Origin of the sequence: Pseudogemmobacter faecipullorum (assembly GCF_020539525.1) — a bacterium.
GTDB lineage: Bacteria > Pseudomonadota > Alphaproteobacteria > Rhodobacterales > Rhodobacteraceae > Pseudogemmobacter > Pseudogemmobacter faecipullorum.
This window is the reverse complement of sequence record NZ_JACDXX010000008.1, coordinates 67,177-87,705: the sequence shown is the minus strand read 5'-3', so window position 1 is coordinate 87,705 and position 20,529 is coordinate 67,177. Positions and strand designations below refer to the sequence as shown.

Annotated in this window: 18 protein-coding genes; 8 read left to right on the top strand and 10 right to left on the bottom strand. The window is 62.6% G+C overall.

All coding sequences use genetic code 11. The features are described from left to right. The first annotated feature begins 169 nt into the window (after nt 1-169). From H0485_RS10230 to H0485_RS10220, 3 genes are read left to right on the top strand one after another with little or no spacing between them, the layout of a single operon-like run. The gene (locus H0485_RS10230; RefSeq protein WP_226935275.1) at nt 170-1,552 is read left to right on the top strand and encodes an SLC13 family permease; all 1,383 of its coding nucleotides are present in this window, start codon (nt 170-172) and stop codon (nt 1,550-1,552) included. 33 nt (nt 1,553-1,585) lie between these two features. After that, nucleotides 1,586-2,968, top strand: a complete 1,383-nt coding sequence (locus tag H0485_RS10225; protein WP_226935274.1) for a malonyl-CoA decarboxylase — start codon at nt 1,586-1,588, stop codon at nt 2,966-2,968. Nucleotides 2,969-2,991: 23 nt separating this feature from the next. After that, nucleotides 2,992-4,500: a malonate--CoA ligase gene (locus H0485_RS10220; RefSeq protein ID WP_226935273.1), complete on the top strand. Its 1,509-nt coding sequence runs from the start codon at nt 2,992-2,994 to the stop codon at nt 4,498-4,500. Between the two features lie 63 nt (nt 4,501-4,563). Here the strand turns inward: H0485_RS10220 and H0485_RS10215 are convergent, their stop codons facing one another. The 4 genes from H0485_RS10215 to H0485_RS10200 are packed head-to-tail and all read right to left on the bottom strand — an operon-like array spanning nt 4,564 to nt 7,796. Beyond that, complete coding sequence (locus H0485_RS10215) at nt 4,564-5,313, bottom strand: amino acid ABC transporter ATP-binding protein (protein ID WP_255613479.1); 750 nt, start codon at nt 5,311-5,313, stop codon at nt 4,564-4,566. An 11-nt stretch (nt 5,314-5,324) separates the two neighbouring features. Further along, a complete protein-coding gene (locus tag H0485_RS10210) occupies nt 5,325-6,206 on the bottom strand; it encodes an amino acid ABC transporter permease (protein ID WP_226935272.1) in 882 nt (293 codons plus the stop codon). Beyond that, a complete protein-coding gene (locus H0485_RS10205) occupies nt 6,196-6,951 on the bottom strand; it encodes an amino acid ABC transporter permease (protein WP_226935271.1) in 756 nt (251 codons plus the stop codon). Before H0485_RS10205 ends, H0485_RS10210 begins: the two co-directional genes overlap by 11 nt. An 11-nt stretch (nt 6,952-6,962) precedes the next feature. Beyond that, nucleotides 6,963-7,796: a transporter substrate-binding domain-containing protein gene (locus H0485_RS10200; RefSeq protein ID WP_226935270.1), complete on the bottom strand. Its 834-nt coding sequence runs from the start codon at nt 7,794-7,796 to the stop codon at nt 6,963-6,965. A gap of 352 nt (nt 7,797-8,148) precedes the next feature. On the opposite strand from H0485_RS10200, the gene H0485_RS10195 reads away from it, so the two are divergent. Both H0485_RS10195 and H0485_RS10190 read left to right on the top strand, forming a co-directional pair. Next, nucleotides 8,149-8,832 carry a substrate-binding periplasmic protein gene (locus H0485_RS10195; RefSeq protein ID WP_226935269.1) on the top strand — a complete coding sequence of 228 codons (684 nt, stop codon included), beginning with the start codon at nt 8,149-8,151 and terminating at the stop codon, nt 8,830-8,832. After that, nucleotides 8,832-11,552 carry an ATP-binding protein gene (locus H0485_RS10190; RefSeq protein WP_226935268.1) on the top strand — a complete coding sequence of 907 codons (2,721 nt, stop codon included), beginning with the start codon at nt 8,832-8,834 and terminating at the stop codon, nt 11,550-11,552. Before H0485_RS10195 ends, H0485_RS10190 begins: the two co-directional genes overlap by 1 nt. On the opposite strand, the gene H0485_RS21775 is transcribed toward H0485_RS10190, so the two are convergent. From H0485_RS21775 to H0485_RS10155, 6 genes are all read right to left on the bottom strand, one after another. Next, nucleotides 11,540-12,349 carry a response regulator gene (locus H0485_RS21775; protein WP_290427255.1) on the bottom strand — a complete coding sequence of 270 codons (810 nt, stop codon included), beginning with the start codon at nt 12,347-12,349 and terminating at the stop codon, nt 11,540-11,542. The genes H0485_RS10190 and H0485_RS21775 overlap by 13 nt on opposite strands. Before the next feature lie 147 nt (nt 12,350-12,496). After that, the gene (locus H0485_RS10175; RefSeq protein ID WP_226935267.1) at nt 12,497-13,330 is read right to left on the bottom strand and encodes a metal ABC transporter permease; all 834 of its coding nucleotides are present in this window, start codon (nt 13,328-13,330) and stop codon (nt 12,497-12,499) included. Beyond that, nucleotides 13,327-14,190, bottom strand: a complete 864-nt coding sequence (locus H0485_RS10170) for a metal ABC transporter permease (protein ID WP_226935266.1) — start codon at nt 14,188-14,190, stop codon at nt 13,327-13,329. Before H0485_RS10170 ends, H0485_RS10175 begins: the two co-directional genes overlap by 4 nt. After that, nucleotides 14,187-15,071 carry a manganese/iron ABC transporter ATP-binding protein gene (locus H0485_RS10165; RefSeq protein ID WP_226935265.1) on the bottom strand — a complete coding sequence of 295 codons (885 nt, stop codon included), beginning with the start codon at nt 15,069-15,071 and terminating at the stop codon, nt 14,187-14,189. The genes H0485_RS10170 and H0485_RS10165 overlap by 4 nt, the downstream gene beginning before the upstream one ends. A 53-nt stretch (nt 15,072-15,124) precedes the next feature. Then, nucleotides 15,125-15,958: a metal ABC transporter substrate-binding protein gene (locus H0485_RS10160; RefSeq protein ID WP_226935431.1), complete on the bottom strand. Its 834-nt coding sequence runs from the start codon at nt 15,956-15,958 to the stop codon at nt 15,125-15,127. A gap of 232 nt (nt 15,959-16,190) precedes the next feature. Continuing rightward, the gene (locus tag H0485_RS10155) at nt 16,191-17,066 is read right to left on the bottom strand and encodes a helix-turn-helix transcriptional regulator (RefSeq protein ID WP_226935264.1); all 876 of its coding nucleotides are present in this window, start codon (nt 17,064-17,066) and stop codon (nt 16,191-16,193) included. 92 nt (nt 17,067-17,158) lie between these two features. On the opposite strand from H0485_RS10155, the gene H0485_RS10150 reads away from it, so the two are divergent. From H0485_RS10150 to eutH, 3 genes are all read left to right on the top strand, one after another. Then, nucleotides 17,159-17,926: an SDR family NAD(P)-dependent oxidoreductase gene (locus H0485_RS10150; RefSeq protein WP_226935263.1), complete on the top strand. Its 768-nt coding sequence runs from the start codon at nt 17,159-17,161 to the stop codon at nt 17,924-17,926. Between the two features lie 61 nt (nt 17,927-17,987). After that, nucleotides 17,988-19,259 (top strand): D-arabinono-1,4-lactone oxidase, encoded by a 1,272-nt coding sequence (locus H0485_RS10145; RefSeq protein ID WP_226935262.1) that lies wholly within the window; start codon nt 17,988-17,990, stop codon nt 19,257-19,259. 64 nt (nt 19,260-19,323) lie between these two features. Further along, on the top strand, nt 19,324-20,523 hold the full coding sequence (gene eutH, locus H0485_RS10140) for an ethanolamine utilization protein EutH (protein ID WP_226935261.1): 1,200 nt from the start codon (nt 19,324-19,326) through the stop codon (nt 20,521-20,523). Nucleotides 20,524-20,529: the final 6 nt, after the last annotated feature.

Below are 20,529 nucleotides of genomic sequence, written 5' to 3'. Positions count from 1 at the left end.
GAGGCGGATGCTAGAGCCCAGGCGGAAGAATATCTATTGATTAGTTTGTTATATACAACATTAGAGGTCGAGACATATAACACTACAGAGGGAAACGCGTCGCTTGGGAGGGCCGCGCGGTGGGGGGCCGCATCAGCGGTGCCTGGGGAATGCAGGAGAGGAGCCGCGCATGACACCACATCTGATTTCAATCTATGCTCTGGCCGCGATGTTCGTTGTTGCAACGCTCTGGCCGATAAATATGGGGGTGCTGGCCTTTGTCGGCGCTTTCCTCGTGGGCACATTGCTGGCCGCCCAGAGCACCAAAGAGATTATGGCCGGGTTTCCGGTCAGTCTGTTCCTGACGCTGGTGGGGGTGACCTGGCTCTTCGCACTGGCGCAGAACAATGGCACCATTGACTGGCTGGTGCGCATGGCGGTGCGCGCGGTCAAAGGGCGGCTCGCCGCGATTCCATGGATCATGTTCTTCATCTCGGCTCTGCTCACATCGGTCGGCGCGGTCAGCCCCGGTGCCGTGGCCATCGTCGCGCCGATCGCGCTTGGCTTTGCCTTCCGCTATCATATCTCGCCGATGCTGATGGGCCTGATGGTGGTGCATGGCGCGCAGGCCGGCGGCTTTTCCCCGATCTCGATCTATGGTGGTATCACCAATGGCGTGGTGGCCAAAGCCGGCCTGCCGCTTAGCCCGATGACCACTTTTGCTGCCAGTTTTACCGTCAATGCCCTTGTTGCCCTGATCCTGTTCATGCTGCTGGGCGGGCGCAGGCTGATGCAGGTACAGATGGCCCCCGCAGATGCGGTGAAAGTGCCGCATATTGAGATTGCGCGCCCGGCAACCGGGCCGCAGATCTTTGGCGACAGCGAGGCCGAGGCCCTGACCCGCCGCATTGGCGCAGAGGGCGGCGGCGGATCGAACCGCCTCGTGGCCGAGGTGGAAGAGGGCAATCATAAGGATGGCAACCTCTACCAGGTCTTCACCCTGGCCTCGCTGGTGCTGCTGGCGGTGCTGGTTCTGGCCTTCAGTCTCGATATCGGTTTCGTCGCCCTTACCATCGGTCTGGCGCTCGCGCTCTGCGCGCCGACCATGCAAAAACGCGCTATGGCCCAGGTGGCCTGGCCCGAGATCATGCTGATCACCGGCGTCTCAACCTATGTTGCAGTGCTCGAGACCATGGGGACGATTGATTTCGTCGGCGACAGCGTGGCCGGTCTGGCCTCGCCCCTGCTGGCCGCTTTGCTGTTGTTCTTCATCGGAGCGGTGGTCTCGGCCTTTGCCTCATCGACGGCGGTGCTCGGCTCGCTGATCCCGCTGGCAGTGCCCTTCCTGCAAGGTGACAGCGGTGTCAGCGCCATCGGCTTTATCGCCGGCATGGCCGTGGCCTCGACCATTGTTGATGTCAGCCCCTTCTCGACCAATGGCGCGCTGGTTCTGGCCAATGCCCATGCGGTGGATAAACAGGTCTTCTTCCGTAAACTGCTGAATTATGGCGCGCTGGTAACGCTGGTCGCGCCGCTGGTTCTGTGGATTGTGTTCGTTCTGCTGCCGGGCTGAGCCAGGGCAGCGCCTTAAGAGGAGGTCTGACAGATGTCGAAAAGTGATCAGACGCAGCGTCGCCCCGCCTTTCTGGGCGATCTTCTGGAAAGCCTGACCGAGCGGGGCCGTCGTCTGCTCGGCTGGCGCGACGGCACCGGGGGCGAGGCGGTCAATGCCCCCGATCTGGAAGAGCTGGGCGAAAGCCTGCTCTCGCGCCGGGGCGAGGCTTCGGGCGTGGTTCTCGCCCGGGCTTTGCTGGCTGCCTTTGAAGCGGCAGATCCGGCCGCACGTCTGGCCTTTCTGCAGGCGCTTGCCGATCGTTTCGGCCCCGATGCCAAAGCAGTGAAACAGGCGCTGGCGGCGCTGCAGAAAAGCCCGGAGGCCCCCGAGGCGGCCGAGGCTTTGCATATTGCCTCCGAGCCGCGCCGCCAGGAGCTGATGCGGCGGCTGAACCTTGCCCCGGGCGGCACGGCGGGCCTGGTCAGGATCCGCGAGGAACTGCTGGGGCTGATGCGCCAGCATCCCGGGCTGCGCCGGGTCGACAGCGACTTTTCGCATCTGTTCAGCTCCTGGTTCAATCGCGGCTTTCTCAGCCTGCGCGCCATCGACTGGAACACCCCGGCCAGCATTCTGGAAAAGATCATCCGCTATGAGGCGGTACATGCGATCCGCAACTGGGATGATCTGCGCAACCGGCTTCAGCCCACCGACCGGCATTGCTATGGATTTTTCCATCCCCAGCTGGTCGATGAGCCGCTGATCTTTGTCGAAGTCGCGCTGACCCGCGAGATGCCGGATAATGTGGGCGAGCTGCTTGACCTGCAGCGTGAACCGATCAGAGCCGAAGAAGCGACGACGGCGGTCTTCTACTCGATCTCCAATACCCAGAAGGGGCTTGCCGGGGTGTCGTTTGGCAATTTCCTGATCAAACAGGTGGTTGAGGAGCTGAAGGCCGAGCTGCCGAATATCCGCAGCTTCGTCACCCTCTCGCCGGTGCCGGGCTTTGCTGCCTGGCTGACGTCTGAGCGAAAGGATACAAAATCCGAACTGCTGAGCGAGGATCAGCGCCTTGCCTTTGCGGCGCTGGATCAGCCGGGCTGGCATGAGGATGAGGCCATCGCCGCGCAGCTCAAAGCACCCCTGCTGGCCGCCGCGGCCACGTATTTCCTGCGCGCGAAGGATAAATCGCACCGCGTGCAGGATCCGGTGGCGCGGTTCCATCTGGGCAATGGCGCCCGGCTTGAACGGCTGAACTATCTCGGCGATATCTCGGCCAACGGGCTGAAGCAATCGCATGGGCTGATGGTCAATTATCTCTATGATCTCAGCCAGATCGAAGCCAATCATGAGGCCTTCGCCGAGCGTGCGCATATTGCGGCCTCGGATAAGGTAAAGGCCTCAGTTCCTGCCGCGCCTTCGCCCGCGCGTTCCTGAAGTCTCTGCCACCGGAGGGCACCATGTCCCAGAATCTGTTCGACAGGCTCGAAGCCTCAATCACCAGTCCCGCCGCTACGGCGATTGAAACCCTGGCAGGCGAGCGCATCAGCTATGGCGCGCTGCTGGCCCGGACCGGGCAGATGGCGAATGCGCTTGTCAGCCTTGGCCTGACCCCGGGCGGCCGTGTCGCAGTGCAGATCGAGAAATCGGTTGAGGGCATCATCCTCTATCTGGCCACGGTAAGGGCAGGCGGGGTGTTTTTGCCGCTGAACACCGGCTATACCACAGCCGAGATTGACTATTTCGTCAGCGATGCCGAGCCGGTGCTGCTCATCTGCGACCCGGCGAAGGCCGGTGCCATGGCGGAACTGGCGGCAAAGGCCGGGGCGAGACTTCTGACGCTGGGCGCAGATGGTCAGGGCTCGCTGAGCGATGCGGCGGCCCCGGCCGATCCGGCCTTTGCCACCGTGCCGCGCGCCGATGATGATCTTGCGGCGCTGCTTTACACTTCTGGAACCACCGGGCGCTCAAAAGGTGCGATGCTGACCCATAACAACCTGGTGTCAAACGCGCTGACCCTGCGCGACACCTGGGCCTATACTGCCGATGATGTGCTGATCCATGCCCTGCCGATCTTCCATACCCACGGTCTTTTCGTCGCCACGAACCTGACTTTGTTCTCGGGCGCCTCGATGATCTTCCTGCCGAAATTCGACATCGACCGGATCTTTGAGCTGATGACCCGCGCCACCGTGCTGATGGGGGTGCCGACCTTCTACGTCCGCCTGCTGGAGGATGATATGCTGAATTGCGAGACCACCGCCAATATGCGGCTGTTTATCTCGGGTTCGGCACCGCTGCTGGCCGAGACCCACCGCGCCTGGCGCGCCCGCACCGGCCATGCGATCCTTGAGCGTTACGGCATGACCGAGACCAATATGAACACCTCCAACCCCTATAAAGGAGAGCGCGTCGCCGGAACCGTGGGGCTGCCGCTCGCTGGTACCGAGGTGATCGTGACCGATCCCGAGACCGGTGCCCTGCTGCCTGCAGGCGAGATCGGCATGATCGAGGTGCGCGGCGCCAATGTGTTCAAAGGCTACTGGCGCATGCCTGAGAAGACTGCGGCTGAACTGCGTGAGAATGGCTTCTTCATCACCGGCGATCTGGGGCGGATTGATGCGCGGGGCTATGTCCATATCGTCGGGCGCGGCAAGGATCTGATCATCACCGGCGGCTATAACGTCTATCCCAAAGAGATCGAGGCCGAGATTGACGAGATCCCGGGCGTGCTGGAATCGGCGGTGATCGGCATCAGCGACAAGGATTTTGGCGAGGCGGTCACTGCCGTTGTGGTGCCAACCGGATCACCGCGCCTCAGCGAAGCCGATATCCTACAGGCACTCGCTCCGCGTCTGGCGCGGTTTAAACAGCCAAAACACATCCATTTCGTCGAAGAGCTGCCGCGCAATACCATGGGGAAAGTGCAGAAAAACCTGCTGCGCGACCGCTTTGCTGCGAAGCTCTGATAAGTGAAACGGCCCGCCTCCTTCCAGGGGCGGGCCGTCAGATGATTGCGAGGTCGCCTCGTCTCACAGCACCTGGTCAAGGAAATTGCGGGTGCGCGGATCTTTGGCGTTCGTGAAGAATTCCGCCGGGGCGCCATGTTCGACGATCACGCCTTTATCGGTGAAATAGACATGGTCCGAGACCTCACGGGCAAAGCCCATCTCATGGGTCACCAGGATACAGGTCATGCCCTCCGCCGCCAGATCCTTGATCGTGACCAGAACCTCTTTCACCGTTTCCGGATCCAGCGCGGCGGTCACCTCATCAAACAGCATGACATCAGGGCGCATGGCGAGCGAGCGGGCGATTGCCACCCGCTGCTGCTGACCACCCGATAATTCGCCGGGATAATGGTTCTCTTTGCCTTCAAGGCGGACTTTTTTCAGCAGCGCGCGGGCGCGCAGCCCGACCTCGGCTTTGTCTTCCTTCAGCACCTTGACCGGCGCCATCATCACATTTTCCAGCGCGGTTTTATGTGGGAAAAGGTTATATTGCTGGAAGACCATGCCGACTTTGCGGCGCAGTGCCAGCTTATCGAGTTTCGGATCATGTACCTCCTGGCCCTCGACGAGGATCGAGCCGGACTGAATGTCATTCAGAGCATTGATGCAGCGGATCAGGGTGGATTTGCCCGAGCCTGAGGGGCCGATGATGCAGATCACCTCACCCTTGCGGATATCCATACTGATGCCGCGCAGAACCTGCACCGGGCCATAGGATTTATGCACATCACGGATGCTGACGATGGGCTGGTCAGGGGTCCAGTTGGTCATAGCAGGGCCTTTCAGGTCTTAACCGCAACGCGGCGTTCCAGCCACAGGGTGAAACGGGCAATCGGGTAGCAATAGGCAAAGAAGAGGAACAGGGCGAAGCCATAGAAGGGCATCAGAAGTTCGGGGCGGTTGCCCTCGGCCTCCATCGCCTGACGGGTCAGGCTGATGATCTCATCTACCCCAAGCAGCGAGCAGAGCGGCGTCGACATGGTCAGGATGGCATACCAGTTCATCCAGGGCGGCAGCATACGCTTGAAACATTGCGGCAGGATGATCTGGAAAATGGTCTGACGGCGGGTAAAGCCCAGGCTTTCGGCCGCTTCCCACTGGGCCGAAGGCACCGACTGGATCGCGCCGCGCACCACTTCGGCAATATTGGCCGAAAGCGGCAACGCCAGACCGATCACCGTTTTTACCCAGCCGGGCAGCGGCAGTGTCATGCCGAAAACTGTAATCTGGAACGGGAAAGCTAGCAGGATGATGAAGAGCAGCACCAGCCAGGGAGCGTTGCGGAAGAAAGAGACCCAGGCCTGTGCCAGGCCCCGCAGAACCCGGAACCTCGAGATGAGCGTCAGCCCGAGCAGAAGACCGAACACTGTGCCAAGGAGCATGGCAAGGAAGGAGATCAGGACGTTGAACAAAAAGCCCCGGGTGAACAGGAAGGGGATCCAGCGCATCAGCTTGTCGAGCACCGGCTCGCTAGCACCTGCGGATTGTGCGAAAGCAAAGGCCGGGAAAGCCAGGGCGATCAGCAGCATCACCGGCAGCGGGATCGCGCCCAGCCAGCGGGTGATAAACATCTCATCACAGGCCGGGCCGCGGGGGCGGAAGGGCAAAAGCACCGGCATGCCGCCCCTGACATTTGCGGTTGGGATCGTTGATTTAAACGCCATAGCCCGGAATCCTCAGAGTTTTTTCCCAGCGTCCCATGCCAAGGGACAGGAAGCCCACCAGGCCCAGATAGCAGACAAGCAGCATCAGCATGGTCGGGTTCTGCGCCGAGGGGTAATCATTCCAGATCGAAACCGACTGGTAGAGCAGCTCGGGCACGGCAATCGCAAATGCCTGGTTGGTGGTCTTGACGAGGTTGATCAGATTGGCCGAGAGCGCCGGCATCGAAATGCGCAGGGCCAGCGGGAAAACCACATTGGTATAGGTCTGGAACCGGGTCATCCCGAGGGATTCTGCCGCTTCGCGGGTGGAATGTGGCACAGCCTCAACCCCGGCGCGGAAGATCTCGATATTGAAAGCCCCGGCGAAGAAGGAAAGCGAGATGATCGCCCAGCCGACATTCGAGATGATTGGCACTTCCAGCCAGCCATCGGGGCTGTAGCTGGGGGTGAACTGACCAAGGGCGAAATAGAAGAACAAAAGCTGCAGCAGCGGCGGCGTATTGCGGAAGAACTGCACATAGCCCGAGACAAGGGCCCGCAGGAGGCGGCTTCTCGCCCCCTGCGCCCATGCTCCGAAAATCCCGATGATCACCGAGAATACCAGGCAGAACAGGCTGAGTTTCACCGTCATCCACAGGCCGGTCAGCACCCGGTTCATCTGATGCGGATCATAGATCCAGACGAAATTCCAATGGGGCGAGCTCAGCGCCAGTTCGCGGAAGTAATTCTGTATCAGCTCAATCATCGGGAGGCCGCTCACTGCGCCAGCGGATCAGCGAGGCGCTCATGCATCTCGCTCAGGAAGGGGCTCGGCTGTACGCCCCATTCTTTTTCCAAGGCGATCAGCGTGCCGTCGCGGTGCCAGGAATACTGCAGGCCCGAAACGATCTGGCCGAGCGCGCAGTTTTCCTCTTCTTTGGCCACGGCGAGGCCCCAGGGAGCAAAATCTTCAACCGGCAGGCTGATCTCGAAATCCTCCCAGCCACCGGCGGCAATATCGGCACCGATGGTGGTGTCATCATAGACGAAGGCCATGCATTTTTTGTCGCGCAACGCCTGTTTGGCCTCGGCAGCATTGCCGAAAGCGACGATGGTCGCGCCATAGGTCTGCTCGATCTTCTGCAGATAGAACGAGCCCTGGACGCCGCAGGCCGGCTTGCCGCGCAAAGCTTCCCATTCGGTCAGGCCAAGCGCTTTCGGGGTCATCGCAGCAGTGCCCGAGGCATAGTAATTCGGGCCTTTGATCCCCACCATCTCGCGGCGGTCGGCAGTGTCGGTCATGGTGGCGATCATCAGATCGATCTGACCCTGCTGCAGGAACTGCATGCGGTTCGAGGCAATCACCGGCACCAGCTCAAGCTTAACGCCAAGGGTATCGGCGACGGCTTTGGCCATATCCGGCTCAAGCCCGATGATATCGCCATTGGTGTCACGAAACCCCCAGGGCTTGTAATCGGCCTTTACGCCCACCACCAGTTTACCGGCAGCCTGCACCCGTTTCAGCGCGGCATTGCTGCAGGCCTCGGCGGCAGCTGCCAGCGGCGAGAGGGCAACCGAAGCGGCCAGGATTGCAAGAATGGTGTTTTTCATGGAATGGAACCTCCCAGTACAGTCCGCGCAGGACTAACAACCGCCGGTGGCGGAGTGTGAGAGACAAAAAGGTTGCCCAGGGGTGGCAATAATTCCGTCAGAGGGCGGGCAGGAGAGCAATGTGAGCCCTTTGACAAAATCAGCTTCCCGCTCCACCGGAAGCGAGGCGGGCGGAGCCGGTTCACCTGAAAATTACCATGGTTTTACAGAGAGTTCAGTAGCCTGCAGCCCGGGTGCTCAGGCCCGGTCGCGGCGCCATATCCTGGGGCTTGCCGCCACGTCACTGCTGGGTCTCTCCCTGGCCGCGCCTGCGGTTCTGGCGGCGGGGTCGCGGCAGTGGACCATCCTCGCGATGGAGCATTTTCCGCCCTATAATTATCATCTTGATCAAAAACTCATCGGAATTGATGTCGATATCATCGCCGAGGCGGCTTTGTTGCTGGGGGTGAGGCTGACCACAATCCCGCTCTCCTGGCCGCGGGCGATTCTCGGATTTGAGGCCGGGCAGGCCGATGCGCTCTATCAGGTGGCGCCGACGCCTGAGCGTTTTGAGCGCTGGAATATGGTCGGGCCGATGCGCCGGACGCAGCAGGCCTTTGCGGTCCGGGCTGAGGATCCGCGCCAGGATGCGCTCGCATACGACCGGCGCGCCGCAGCAGGCTATGATCTGCGCCTGCTGGCGGGCCACCGCGTGGGCGTGGTGAACGGTTTCACCTATACGCCCGAATTCGACCGCTCGGCAGCTTTCACCAGAGAGGGTTCGATTGATGATCTGACCAGTCTGCGCAAGCTGCTGCTGGGCCGGGTCAGCACCGTGCTGGGGGGCAGCGCCAATCTGCGCTATGCCGCCCGGCAGCTGGGGGTAAGCGAGCGGATCCGCATTCTGCGCCCGGCGCTGGCCGAGGTGCCGCGCTATGTCAGCTTCCGCCGCGATGCCCCGGGGAATGCCAAGGCCGGGCTGATGGGCCAGGCGCTTGCCGAAATGTGGCTCAGGGGCAGCATCGATCGCATCCTCGCCGCGCATGGAGAGGGCTGATGCCGCATCGCCGGAAAAGTCTTGCGCGGCGCATTGCCTTCGCTTCGGTGGTGATCTCGATCCTCTCGGGTATGGGGCTGGGCGGTCTGCTGGCCTTTGCTGAATTCCGCCGCAGCTATGACAGCGCGCTGGAAAACAACGCCCGGGTTGTCGCCGCTGCCCTGCCGCAGCTGGAGAGCGCATATTGGGATCTCGACCTTGCCGCCGTTCAGGCCACGCTGGACCGGCTGTCTGAAATGCCGCTGGTGAAATCGGTCAGGGTCCGGGATCTGATCTTCAGCCCCGAGCAGATGCAGGCGCTGAAGATCGGTGATCTGGCGGCCGGTGGCAGTGGCGAGGCACCGGGCTTCTGGGCTCTGAGCCGCATCGTGCCCCATGACTGGCTCAGCGGTGGCCATGATTTCGTTCTGCGCGGGCGCGGTGCGGCCGAGCCGGTGGCGGCGCTTGAGCTGCGGCTCAGCTTTGCCGGTCTTTATGATGAGCTGGGCCACCGCGCCCTGGCGATGATCGGCACCACGGTTCTGCAATCTCTGCTGATCGCAGCTTTGCTGTTCTGGCTGGTGCGCAACCGGGTGATTGCGCCGCTCGACGCGCTGGCCCGGGCCGCGCGGGGGCATCGTGAGACCGGCAGTTTCCGGTTCGCCGGTCTGCGGGTGGCCGAGGTCTTTGACCCCGAGGGTGATGAGGTCTCGGTGCTGGCCCATGACTTTAACCGTACCGTGACGCGGATGGAGCGCTATCGTGACCATCTGCGCGAAGAGGTCGAGCAGCGCACCGCCGAACTGCTGGTGGCGCGCAATGAGGCGCTGGCCGCCTCGCGTGCCAAATCAGTCTTCCTTGCCAATATGAGCCATGAGCTGCGCACGCCGCTGAATGCGATTACCGGGCTTTCAGATCTGCTGCTGGCGGGCGATCCGGATCCGGCGGCGCGGGGCTATGTCAGTGACATGCGGTATGCCGCGCAGCAATTGCTGGGCAGTATTGATCAGGTGCTCGATTTTTCCAAACTGGAAGCAGGGCAGATGGTCTATGCCGCGCGCCCCTATGCGCCTGAGGCGGTATTTGATGAGGTGCTGGCCGAGGCGCGGGCCCTGGCCCATGCCAGTCCGGACCTGGCTCTGCGCGGCGAGATTGCCGCGGATGTGCCGGCCTCGCTGCGCGGAGATGCGCAGAAGGTCACGCAGATCCTGCTCAATCTCGCCAGCAATGCGGTGAAATTCACCCCGCAGGGCCGGGTGGTTCTGCGCATCACCCGACGTGGCGACTGGCTCAGGCTGTCGGTGTTTGACAGCGGCAAGGGCTTGCAGCCGGGCGAGCGCGATGTGGTGTTCCGCCCCTTCATGCAGGCCGACAGCTCTGCTGCGCGCGATGTCTCGGGCACCGGGCTCGGCCTGCCGATTGCGGCGGAAATGGCGGTGGGGATGGGGGGGCGTCTGGCCTTCACCAGCCGCAGTGGGCGCGGCAGTCTGTTTGTGCTTTACCTGCCGCTGCAGGGCCCGGGGGCATTGCCGGCGCCCGATCCCGGCCTGCCGCGCCCCGAACTGGCGCCGATGCCCGCACGCCAGGCGCGTCTGCTGCAAAGGCGTCTTGCGCGGCTCTGCCCGGCTGCACTGCCGCTGCCCGGACTGGTGTTGCGCGCGGCCGCGACAACCGGTTTTGAGCTGTTATTCCAGGGCAGACTGGTGCAGATCCTGCCCGAGGCGCTGACCCACCGCGAACTGGTGGCCGCGCTGCGCCGGGCGGTCGCGCCGGAGGCCTGGCCGCAGGAACGCGCGGCGGCGAGGCCCGGGCTGGCGGGTAAAAGTATCCTGCTGATCGAAGACCGGGCGATCAACCGTGTGGTTGTCGAGGCGCTGCTCGAGCGGGCCGGGGCGAAGGTCAGCCCGGCTGCCGGCGGCAGCGAGGCTTTGGCGCTCTGGCAGGCGCAGCGCGGCGGCTTTGATCTGGTGCTGACCGATCTGCATATGCCGGGGATGGATGGTTTTACCACCATCGCTGCCCTGCGCGAGGCGGGGCTGGGGCGGGTGCCGGTGGTGGCGCTGAGCGCCGATGTCTCGACCGCGACCCTGGATGCCTGCGCAGGGGCGGGCTTTGCCGGGTTCATCGGCAAGCCGCTGAGCGCCGAGCGGCTGCTCGATGAGCTGTCCCGGGTGCTGGCAGGCAAGCGGGTCAGCATCAGCGGACCGGCGCCGGACAGCCCGCTCCGCCCGGCCGGGCGGGTGTTTGATCAGGCGCTGTTGTTGCGCCATGCCGGGGGCTCGGCCAGCCTGGCCGCTGCCTGGCTGGCCAGGCTGCCCGCCGAGATACAGGACTGGCGCCGGCTGCTGGCAGAAATCGGGGCAGGGGGGGACGGCCTGGTCCGTCAGGAGGTGCTGCATGCCATCCGGGGGGGTGCCGCACAGCTGGGCGCGACCACCCTGGCCGAGCTTTGCAGCACCCGAGAATTGCCTGCGGCCCGGCTTTCAGCGGCGATTGATGCGCTGGAGGCCTCGCTGCCGCATCCGGCATCGCGGCGGGAAAACGCGGCAGCGCCTCCGGCCTCAGCGGCTTTTGCCGCCTGTCTTAATGCGCTTGAAGGCCGCGAGATGCGCGGTTTTGACCTGCTGGCGGAACTGCTGCCTGCCCTGCCTGAGCGGTCGAGGCAGCCTCTGCAGGAGGCGGCGGAACGCCTTGATTTCCGGGCGGCGCTGCAGATGCTCGCTGCGCTTCAGCCGGGGTAGCTTTCCACCCCGGCCCTGATCGCCCGGATCAGCGCTTCGGCATGTTCCAGCCGGTCGGCCCGGCGCTGCAACAGCTCTTCCAGGGCGCTGGTGGTGCGGCGCAGCTCCAGCTGTACAGCGATCCGGGCCAGCAGCACCGGCGCTGCAAAGGGGCGTGAGACGAAATCGCAGGCCCCGGCGGCAAAGCCCTCGGTCTCATCCTGGGGCGCGTCAAGGCTGGTCAGAAAGATCACCGGCAGCGCGGAATGGCGCGGATCGGCCCGGATCCGGCGGCACAGAGCATAGCCATCCATATCCGCCATCCGCACATCAAGCAGCGCCAGATCGGCCTGTCCGCCGCGTGCCAGCCAGTCGAGCGTATCGCTCGCCGAGATATGGGCGATGGTGTCATACTGCCCGCGCAGAATATCATGCAGCCGGTGGATATTGCCGGGCATGTCATCCACGATCAGCAGGCGCGGGCGCGGGCCTTCTGCGATTACCTCAGCCACGGCAGCGGGTTCCGGCCCGGGCGGGGCGGCAGAGGGAAAGCTCTGCGAGGCGCGGGCAATAGCATCCAGAGAGCTGGTCACGGTCTCAAAATACTGCCGCCCCCAGTCGCGCAGCGCAGTCGCATTGGCATTGCGCTCAAACAGCGACAGGCCGAGATAGGCCTCAAGCGTGCGGATCTGGCGGCTGACCGCCTCGCGCGTCACATTCAGCTCGCGCGCGGCATCGGAGAAGCTGCCCAGCCGGGCCGCGGCCTCAAAGGTCACGAGGCTGGTCAGGGGCGGCAGGTTGCGTTTGAGCGAGGTCATCTGGATCTTCCGGTCGGATCCGGGCGGCTGTGAAGGCCAGCGCCCGGCGTGCGGGCGGTTTAATCCGGATCGCGCGTGACCGAAAGAGGCGGGGCAGAGCCGGGCCCCGCCCGTCCTGCGCCTGGCAGGGCCCGGGCGGGGCTGATCTCAGGTTTTTGCGGCGATGCGGCGGTTTTGCAGCATCCGGCGCAGAAAGGCTGCGAGGAACAGCGCGGTGAAGATCAGCACCACTGTCGGCGCCGGAGCACTGTCGAGGAAGAATGAGGCATAGACCCCGCCCAGCAGTGAGATCAGGCAGATGAGAACCGAGACCAGCATCATCCGCCCGAAGCTGCGCACCAGCAGGAAAGCGGTGGCTCCGGGGCAGATCAGCAGGCCAATGGCCAGGATCAGCCCTGTCGCGCTCATGGTGGCGACGATGGTCAGCGACAGAATGGTCAGCAGCCCGTAATGCAGCAGCCCCACCGCCAGACCCGAGGCGCGGGCCTGGGTCGGATCAAAAGCATGCAGCATCAGATCCTTCCATTTCAGCACCAGCACCAGGCTCACGGCGAGCGAGATCAGCCCCGCGGTCCAGAGATCCTGCAGGCTGACCCCGAGCATATTGCCAAACAGAATATGATCGAGATGGGCATCGCTGCGGATCGAGGTATAGAGCACGATCCCGAGGCCAAACATGCCCGAGAACACCACCCCCATCACCGTATCCTGTTTCACCCGGCTGTTGCCGGCGAGATAGCCGGTGGCGAGAGCGGCAAAAAGTCCGGCTGCAAAAGCACCGAGGATCAGCGGTATCCCGGTGATATAGGCCAGCACCACCCCGGGCAGTACGGCATGGCTGATCGCATCCCCCATCAGCGCCCAGCCCTTGAGGACGAGAAAACACGATAAAAGCCCAGTGGGCACAGCCAGCATGGCCGCGATCAGAAAGGCATTTTGCATGAAGGGAAACTGGAAGGGCAGCAGCAGATCGGCGCTCATGACTGCAGCTCCCCGGCCAGGGCGGCTCTGGCGCGGGCTTTCGCGGCAAGCAGGCCGTGTTTCGGTGCGAAGACAAAGGCGCAGAGGAAGATCAGGGTCTGCAGGCAGACGATAATCCCGCCGGTCGCGCCGTTGAGGAAATATGAGGCCCAGGCGCCGATAAAACTGGTCACTGCGCCGATCAGCACCGAGAGCTGGATCAGCCGCGGGAAACGGTCACACAGCAGATAGGCGGTGGCCCCGGGCGTCACCACCATGGCGATTACGAGGAACGCGCCCACCGTCTGCATCGCAGCCACCACACAGGCCGAGAGCAGCATGAAAAACATCGCCTTGAGCAGCCCCGGCCGCAGCCCGATCGAGCGGGCATGGGTCTCGTCAAAGAAGACAACCATCAGATCTTTCCACCGCGCCAGCAGGATGATCAGCGAGACAAAGCCGATGATCGCCAGCTGCAGCGTGTCTTCGGGCGAAATGGCGAGGATATTGCCCATGGTGATGGTCTGGATCGAGACCGACATCGGATTGACCGAAATCATGAACAGCCCCAGGCCGAAGAAGCTGGTGAAGATCAGCCCGATCACCACATCGGGCTTCAGCCCCGAGCGATCCGAAAAGAACAGCATCGCCGCGGCGGCCAGCCCGCCCGACAAAAACGCGCCAAGCGCGAAGGGCAGGCCGAGAATATAGGCCCCGGCCACGCCCGGCACCACCGAGTGAGACAAAGCATCGCCGATCAGAGACCAGCCCTTAAGCATCAGATAGGCCGAGAGAAAAGCGCAGACCCCGCCGACCAGCGCTGAGACCCACATCGCATTGAGCATATATTGATAGGTGAAGGGTTCGAGTAACAGGCTCACTGTCCCACCTCTCCGGCCGGAGACTGGCGGTGGATACGGTCGGCATAATGCACCAGTGGCCGCTCATCATCGCTGAGGATCGAAATCTGGCGCTGATCGTCATCCTCATGCAGCACATCACCGCCGAGGGTGAAATGGCGCAGCACGCCGCCAAAGGTTGCCTCGAGATTTTCGCGGGTAAAGGTGGTCTCGGTCGGGCCGTAACCCAGCACCGTGCCCTTCACCAGCACCACGCGGTCGCAGAATTCCGGCACCGAGCCCAGATTATGGGTCGAGACCAGCATGACCCGGCCCTCGGCGCGCAGCTCGCGCAACAGGGTGATGATCTGCTCTTCGGTCTGCACATCGACGCCGGTAAAGGGTTCGTCGAGCAGGATCACCTGACCATCCTGGGCCAGCGCCCGGGCGAGAAACACCCGCTTTTTCTGCCCGCCCGAAAGCTCGCCGATCTGGCGGTGGCGAAATTCAAGCATGTTCACCCGTTGCAGCGCGGCGGTGACGGCGGCGTGATCGGCTTTGCCGGGGCGGCGCAAAAAGCCCATATGGCCATATCGCCCCATCATCACCACATCCTCAACCAGCACCGGGAAGGTCCAGTCTACCTCTTCGCTCTGCGGCACATAGGCGACGAGATTGCGTTTCAGCGCCTCGCCTACGCTCAGGCCGAGCAGGCGGATCTCACCGCGTGCCACCGGTACAAAGCCCATGATCGCCTTGAACAATGTGGATTTACCGGCGCCATTCACCCCGACCAGCGCGGTGATTGTGCCTTTGGGGATTTCAAAGCCGGCATTGCGCAAGGCGGTATGGCCATTGCGATAGGTGACGGTCACCTCCCGGGCAGAAATGCCTGCAGCCGTGCTCGGGTCTGGTTCGGACATTTTGGCTTTGTTTCCTGTATTGTGTCGGATCAGCAGCTCAGGGGCGGCAGGGCCTATTCGGCGCCACCAAGCCCCTTTGCAATCGTGGCGGTGGTGACCTGAAGCAGGTCGAGATAGGTTGGCACGGGGCCATCCGGTTCGGAAAGGCTGTCGACATAAAGCATGCCACCATAGGCCGCCCCGGTTTCACGGGCAATCTGCTCGGCCGGAGCGTTATTCACGGTGCTTTCACAGAATACGGCCGGGATCGCATGTTCGCGCACGCCGTCAATCACGGTGCGGATCTGTTGCGGCGTACCCATCTGATCCGCATTCATCGGCCAGAGATAAAGCTCGCGCAGCCCCAGATCACGGGCCAGATAGGGGAAGGCCCCCTCACAGCTGACCAGCCAGCGCTGCGCTTCGGGGATTGCGGCGATCTCTGCCTTCAGCGGCTCGAGTCCGGCGCGCAACCTGGCCTTATAGCTTTCGGCATTGGCCAGATAGGTTTCGGCATTGGCCGGATCGGCGGCGACAAAGGCGCGGGCGATATTGTCGACATAGATCTGGGCATTCTCCAGCCCCATCCAGGCATGGGGGTTCGGCTTGCCCTGATAGGAGCCCGAGGCAATCGGGATCGGATCCACGCCATCGGTGACGGTGACCGAGGGCACATCGCCGAGATTGGTCAGGAAGCGCTCAAACCACAGTTCAAGGTTCATGCCATTCCACAGGATCAGATCGGCCCCCTGGGCGCGGACGATATCCTGCGGCGTTGGCTCATAGCCATGGATCTCGGCCCCGGCTTTGGTGATCGAGACCACTTCGGCAGCATCTCCCGCCACATTCTGCGCCATATCCGCGAGCACGGTGAAAGTGGTGACCACTTTCATCTTTTCATCGGCCATGGCCGGGGCGGTCAGCAGGGCGCTCAGGGTTGCGGCCCCCAGGAGGCGGGCAAATCTGGTGGTCATCAGCAATCCTTTCGCGGCAGGGGCAGTGGTCATTTGGCAAACGGGTTGTGCAAGTGATAGCGGGGTTGAAAGTAATTGCAATTGCAAATCATTCTCAACTGTAAAAAATAGCTGATCCCGGCATTTGCGGCGCGAACTCCTGGGGCGGGGCTGAGAAAGGGTGCGTTCAGCGGCCGAGAAAATCGATAAAGCGCTGAAACAGCTCGGCCTGGCCGGTAATGCCGAGGCGTCGGTAAATGTTATAGCGATGCAGCTTGACCGTGCCTTCGGTAATGCCGATGTGACCGGCAATCGAGAGATTGCTGTGACCGCGCAGGATCAGCTTGGTCACCGCCTGCTGCGCCGGGGTCAGGCTCTGGAAGGCGGCGGCAAAGACCTTCTCGCTTTGCGGACCGGCAGGGACAGCGGCCGGAGCCGGATGCTGCATCAGCGCCCAGTGCTGGCGCAGGCTGGCGGTGATCACCGGCTGCAGCGCGGTCAGGCGAGCGGTCTCACCTTCATCAAAGGCCGAGCCGCCACGATTGCGCATCAGAGAATAGGTTGCAGTCACATCACTGCCGAGCGGGATCAGAAAACCGATCTCCTCGACCAGGGTGCCGGCCTGATCCGAGATGCAGGGATGCACCTCCTGCGACCAGGCGAAGGCCCCCTCAAAATAGGCATCGGGGGCCAGATCGCGCATCCGCCACAGCCCCTCGCGGGCCATCCCGCCTTCGCGGACCGGACTGACCGAGGCAGCATAGAACGGATCGAGCAGATAGGCGCCGCGCAGATAGGATTTCAGCGCCTTACGGTCGGTGGTCTCGCTATAGCCATCATGGATCACTGCAGGCGGCATATGGGGCGAGAAACCAAAAATGCAGCTCATATCGAACCCGGCGCCGAGCCGGGTCAGCTGATCCAGCGCCGCGCCAAAGCCCGGGCCGCCACTGCTGGCGAATACCCCGGCAATCGCCCCTGCGATCATACTGTCCATCGGCTCTGCGATCATATGACTTTCGCCATATAGCAATTCAGCGGCATCCTCATAGGCTTTCATCATCCGGTGGAGGAGAGCACAGCGGAAGGGATCCGTGTCGCCTGCCATTGATGCGAAAAACGGCCGGGCATGCAAGCCTCGGCAGGGAGGGTGATGTGACAGGACGATTGCAGGGAAAGACCGCGCTGATCACCGGCGGGGCCGGCGGCTGCGGCCTCGCGGCCTCGGAACGCTTTGCGCGCGAAGGGGCCAGGGTCGGTATTCTTGATCTGCCGGGCAGCCGGGGCGAAGAGCTGGCGCAAAGTCTGCGCGATGAGGGGCTGGAGGCAATCTTCGTCGCCGCCGATGTCTCGGTGAGCAGCCAGGTCAGCGCAGCGGTGCAGAGCGTCGGGGCAGAATTCGGGCCGATCACTGTGCTGATGAACCATGCAGGCATTCTGTCGGCTCTGCCCTTTCTCGAGACCAGCGAGGCGGAGTGGGACCGCATCATGGCGGTCAATGTGAAAAGCATGTTTCTGGTGACCAAAGCGGTGCTGCCAGGGATGATTGCCGCCGGTGGCGGATCGGTGATCTGCACCTCTTCGATCTCGGGCGTGGTCGGCACGCCGATGGAGGTGCTCTACTGCACCTCAAAAGGCGCCTGCCATATGTTCGCCCGCGCCATTGCGGTCGAGTTCCGGGATCGCGGTATCCGCTCAAATGCGATCTGCCCCGGCTTTATCGCCACCGCCCATGGGCTGCGCGAGATTGAGCTGCTTGGCAGGCAGGGCGTCGATGTTTCGGAAAGCATGATCGCTACGGCCCAGGGCAGGCTGTGTCGCCCCGATGAGGTGGCCTCGGCGGCTTTGTTCCTTGCCAGCGATGAGGCCTCTTTCGTCAACGGCACCCATCTCTTTGCCGACAATGGCTATACTGCGGTCTGAGCCCCGGGAACCGGGCTGAGACCCTCTGTCAAAAAAACGATAAACCAACAGGGAGTTTTCCATGAATACCTCATCGCATGGTATGACGGTAAACGATTTCGGGCTGGATCACGCGCATTGGCGCAACTGGGTTGGCAATCAGACCTGCATCCGCGCCGCGCGCGCCGCCCCCGCGAGCGAGGATGAGCTGTGCAGCCTGATCGCCGGAGCGACCGGCAAGGGGATGAATGTCCGGGTCGCGGGCTCGGGCCATTCTTTTACCCCGGTGGCGCTGACCAATGGTCTGCATCTGACGCTCGCCAATATGCGGGGCGTCAAAAGCATCGACCGCGAAAAACGCCGGGTGACGGCCTCGGCTGGGACCACGATCAATGAGCTGGTGAAAGTGCTCAAAGCCGAGGGGCTTTCGATGCTCAACCAGGGCGATATCGACAGCCAGGCGATTGCCGGGGCGTTTTCCACCGGCACCCATGGCACCGGGGCGAAACTGCCGCTGCTGGCAGATTGCATCGTCGGCATGCGGCTGGTGCAGCCCGATGGCTCGGTGATCACCGTCGATGAAACCACGCCGGATCTTTTGCTGGCGAGCCGGGTTTCGCTCGGCACGCTGGGCGCGATTTCGGAAATGACCTTGCAGCTGACCGACAGCTACCGTCTGAAAGAACGTCTCTGGCGCGAGGATTTCGAAAGCGCGATGGAGATGCATGACGAGCTGGCCGAAAAACACCGCCATTTCAGCTTCTTCTGGTGCCCCTATGAGGAGAGCCGGCATCTCTATTGCCTGCCCGATACTTCGGCCACCTCAAAGACCGGCCGCACAGCCGATGTCTGTGAGATGAAGGTGATGGATATCACCACCGAGGCACCATTTGAGCGTGAATTTGAAAAGGCGGCCTATTCTTCAGATGTCTATCCGATTGAATATGTAGCGAATTTTCACGAGCTGGAATATGCGGTGCCGGTTCAGTCCGGTAAAGAAGCTGTCCGGGCGGTGCGTAAGATCATGCTCGAGGATTTCCCCGAGGCGAAATTCCCGATCGAATATCGGTTCACCGCCGGGGATGAGGCCTGGATGTCGCCCTTCTACCGCCAGGACAGCGTGACGATTTCGGTCTCGGGCCAGCCGGGGGTGGATTACTGGGACTATCTGCGCGCGGTCGATAAGATCCTGCGCAGCTATGGCGCGCGCCCGCACTGGGGCAAAATGCATTTCCTGACCGGCGAGGATGTGAGCTCGATCTATCCGAAGGCCGGAGAGTTCCGCGCCTTGCGCCGCAAGCTTGATCCAGACGGTTTTTATCTGAACGACCATCTCTCGCAGCTGTTCCGCTGAACCGCAGAAACCCGCCGGGACGGGGGCGCAAGATCCCTGACCGGCCCTCAAGGGAGGAAAGACTTTGGCCTATATCGGTACAGTCGTTATCTATATTATCATGATCTGCGCCGTGATCGGGGCCTTTGCCTCGATCCGTGATCCCGAAAGCCCGCTTGGCAAGGAATTTACCGCCGGGCTGCATTCCATTGGCCCGATCTTCATCCCGGTGGCCGGGATCATGGCGGCCATTCCCTATCTTTCGGCCTTTATCAGCACGGTGCTCGGGCCGGTTTTCCTGGCGGTGGGCGCGGATCCGGCACTGGCCGCAACCTCGGTGATCGCGGCGGATATGGGTGGCTATCAGCTGGCAAAAGAGCTGGCGCTCTCGCCCGAGGGCTGGATGCTGGCCACGATCACCGGCTTTATGGCCGGGGCGACGATCATCTTCTCGATCCCGGTTGGTCTGGCGATGCTGGAGAAAGAGGATCACCAGTATATGGCGGTCGGCATTATGTGCGGCCTCCTGTCGATCCCGATCGGGGTGCTGGTCTCCTGCCTTGCCATGGGGGTAATGGATGTGGCGATCCGGCCCGGCATTGATGCCAGCGGCGAGGCGAGCCGGGCCCTGGCGCTGAATGTGGCAGGGGTTTTGCGCAATATCGCGCCACTGATCGTGTTCTGCCTTGTGCTGGCCACCTGTCTGAAGCTGTTCCCGGCGCTGATGATCCGCGGCTTTCTGGCCTTTGGCCGGATCCTTTATGCCGCGATCACCCTGGTGCTGGTGTTTTCCATCGTTGAATATTTCACCGGCTTTTTCTCGGCCCTCTTCGGCTCCTGGGGTTTTGCCCCGATCATCGCCGATGCCGGGGATCAGTTCCGCGCCCTGGAAGTGGCGGGCTATATCGGCATCATGCTGGCCGGGGCCTTCCCCATGGTCTGGCTGATGAACCGCTTTCTTCAGGCGCCGATGCAATGGCTGGGCAAGAGGCTCGGGCTCTCGGCGGCAGGAACGGCGGGGCTGCTGGCGGCGGCGGCGAATATCCTCGCCATGTTCCGCCTGGTCAAAGACATGCCGCCGCGTGACAAGGTGCTGGTGATTTCCTTCGCGGTCTGCGGTGCCTTCATGTTCGGCGATCACCTGGCGTTTTCGGCGAATTTCCAGCCAACGCTTATCCTGCCTTTGCTGCTGGGCAAGCTGGTCGGGGGGGGTGCGGGCTTTGCCATCGCTCTGTGGCTGCAAAGCCCGGGCCTCGCCAGCGATAAGGCGGTGTCGCGCGTCTGATCTCAG